Consider the following 2,373-nt stretch of genomic DNA (forward strand, 5'->3'; position numbering starts at 1 on the left):
GGCATAAACAAATGACGGATAATTGCAAACGCGTGCATTTTATCGGCGTTGGCGGCGTGGGCATGAGCGGCATCGCCCGCGTGGCCCACGACCAGGGCATGCAGGTGTCGGGCTCCGATATCAAGGAAAGCCGCTACACCAAGCAGCTGCGCGAGGCCGGCATCACCGTGTTCATCGGCCAGCAGGCCGACAACATCCCCGAGGGCGACCCGGTCGTCGTCATCTCCACGGCCATCCTCGAGAACAACCCCGAGCTGATCGAGGCGCGCCGTCGCGGCCTTGAGATCTGGCATCGCGCCCAGATGCTCGCGCATCTCGGCGTTGGCCTGGACACGCTCGCCGTCGCGGGCACGCATGGCAAGACCACCACGTCGTCCATGCTCGCCAGCGTCCTCGACGCGCTCGGCGCCGACCCCACCTTCCTTATCGGCGGCATCGTGCGCGCCTACGGCACCAACGCCCACTCCGGCACGGGCCGCCACTACGTGGTGGAGGCCGATGAATCGGATAAGTCGTTCACGTACCTGTCTCCCAAGGCGGTGCTCGTCACCAACATCGAGGCCGATCATCTCGACCATTACAAAGACCTCGACGAGATCTACGACAAGTTCCACGACTTCATGGGCCTCGTCCCTGAGGACGGCGTCATCGTGGCGTGCGGCGAAGAACCCCACGTGGTCGACATCGCCCGTTCCGAGGGCCGTCGCATGTACACCTACGGCTTCAACGAGGCCTGCGATGCCCGCATCACCTCTTACGAGCCCCACGGCATCGGCAGCCGCTACACCGCCGTCATGCCCGATGGCACGCAGGTGGAGGGCGCCATCAAGCAAAACCCGGGCCGCCACAACGTCTTGAACGCCACGGGCGTCATCACGCTGCTGTGGGCGCTCGGCTTCGATGCCGCCAAGGCCGCTCAGGCGCTCTCGGGCTTCGCCGGCGTCCGCCGTCGCTTCGACCTGGTCGGCGAAGTGGGCGGCGTCACCGTCGTCGACGATTACGCCCATCATCCCACCGAGATCGCCGCCACCATCTCAGCTGCCGCCGGTCTCGGCTACAAGCACGTCCACGTGCTCTTCCAGCCGCATCGCTATTCCCGCGCGCCCCTGTTCACGCAGGTGCTGCACGATGAGTTCGGCGCCGCCTTCGACAAGGCCGACAGCGTCACGTTCATGGATGTCTATCCGGCAGGCGAGGCGCCGGTGCCCGGCGTCTCCGGCAAGACGTTCCTCAACGTCGTGCTCGAGCACGAGGGCCATCCCCAGGCAGACTTCGTGGCCCATCGCGTCGACGTCGTCCCGCATCTCATGGAGAAGCTCCAGCCGGGCGACCTGGTCATCACTATGGGCGCGGGCGACGTCACGGCCATGGGCCCGCAGATCATCGACGCGCTGCTCAAGGCGCGAGGCTAGGCCGTCATGTGCGCGCGTCACGCATGCTCGCCGCTCGAGGCGCTGCTCGTCGATAGCTCTTTCGACGCCGACGTCTATCCCGACGAGCCTATGCGCCGCCATACCATGTACCGCATCGGCGGCCCCGCGCGCTTCTATGTGCAGGTGGGCTCCATCGGCGCGCTCAAGCGCCTGGTGGCCGCCTGCCAAGAATGCGCCATCCCGTGGGTGGCGGTCGGCCGCGGTTCGAACCTGCTCGTCTCCGACGAGGGCTTCCCGGGCGTCGTCATCGCCCTCGGGCGCGATTTCCGCGCCTGCCGCTTCGACGAGGAAACCTGCAGCTTCATCGTGGGCGCGGGCGTGCCGCTGTCCAGCGTCGTGCAGGAGGCGTTCCGCCGCAGCCTTTCGGGGCTCGAGTTCGCGGTGGGCACGCCGGGCACCGTCGGCGGCGCCTTGCGCATGAACGCCGGCACCCGCGAGCTGGGGATAGCGGACAGGGTGGTCTCGGTCACCACGCTTTCGCCGCGCTCGGGCCTCGTCCGCCGCGAGGCCGCCGACATCCAATGGGGCTATCGCTCCAGTTCGTTCGCCCCCGACGAGGTCATCGTCGAGTGCGAGCTGGCGGTCAAGCCCGCCGACCCCTACCTGCTGCGCGGCAAGATGGAGGCGGCGCATACCCGCCGCAAGAAGACGCAGCCGCTCACGCTGCCAAGCTGCGGCAGCGTGTTCAAGAACCCCGAGGACTCGTCTGCGGGCCAGCTCATCGAGCAGGTGGGGCTCAAAGGAGAGCGCGTCGGCGGCGCGCAGATCTCCGAGGTTCACGCGAACTTCATCGTGAACAGGGATAATGCAACCGCTCAAGACGTGTTGGAACTCATTAACATGGCAAGGTCGAAGGTATGCGCGGCGTATGGCTTCGAATTACAACCGGAAGTCCGCTTCCTCGGGTTCGCATAGGCGCCCCCAGGCGCCCCGCGGCGGG

The 2,373-nt window shown here is 66.8% G+C and carries 2 protein-coding genes; both read left to right on the plus strand.

Annotation, left to right across the window (positions count from 1 at the left end; all coding sequences use genetic code 11):
• The first annotated feature begins 11 nt into the window (after positions 1–11).
• Complete coding sequence (murC, locus tag Q0H50_RS09270) at positions 12–1,412, plus strand: UDP-N-acetylmuramate--L-alanine ligase (RefSeq protein WP_294421676.1); 1,401 nt, start codon at positions 12–14, stop codon at positions 1,410–1,412.
• Positions 1,413–1,418: 6 nt separating this feature from the next.
• Entirely contained in the window at positions 1,419–2,348 is a 930-nt protein-coding gene (gene murB / locus Q0H50_RS09275; RefSeq protein ID WP_294421675.1) for a UDP-N-acetylmuramate dehydrogenase, read from the plus strand.
• Positions 2,349–2,373: the final 25 nt, after the last annotated feature.

Source organism: uncultured Senegalimassilia sp. (genome assembly GCF_934632265.1).
Classification (GTDB): Bacteria; Actinomycetota; Coriobacteriia; order Coriobacteriales; family Eggerthellaceae; genus Senegalimassilia.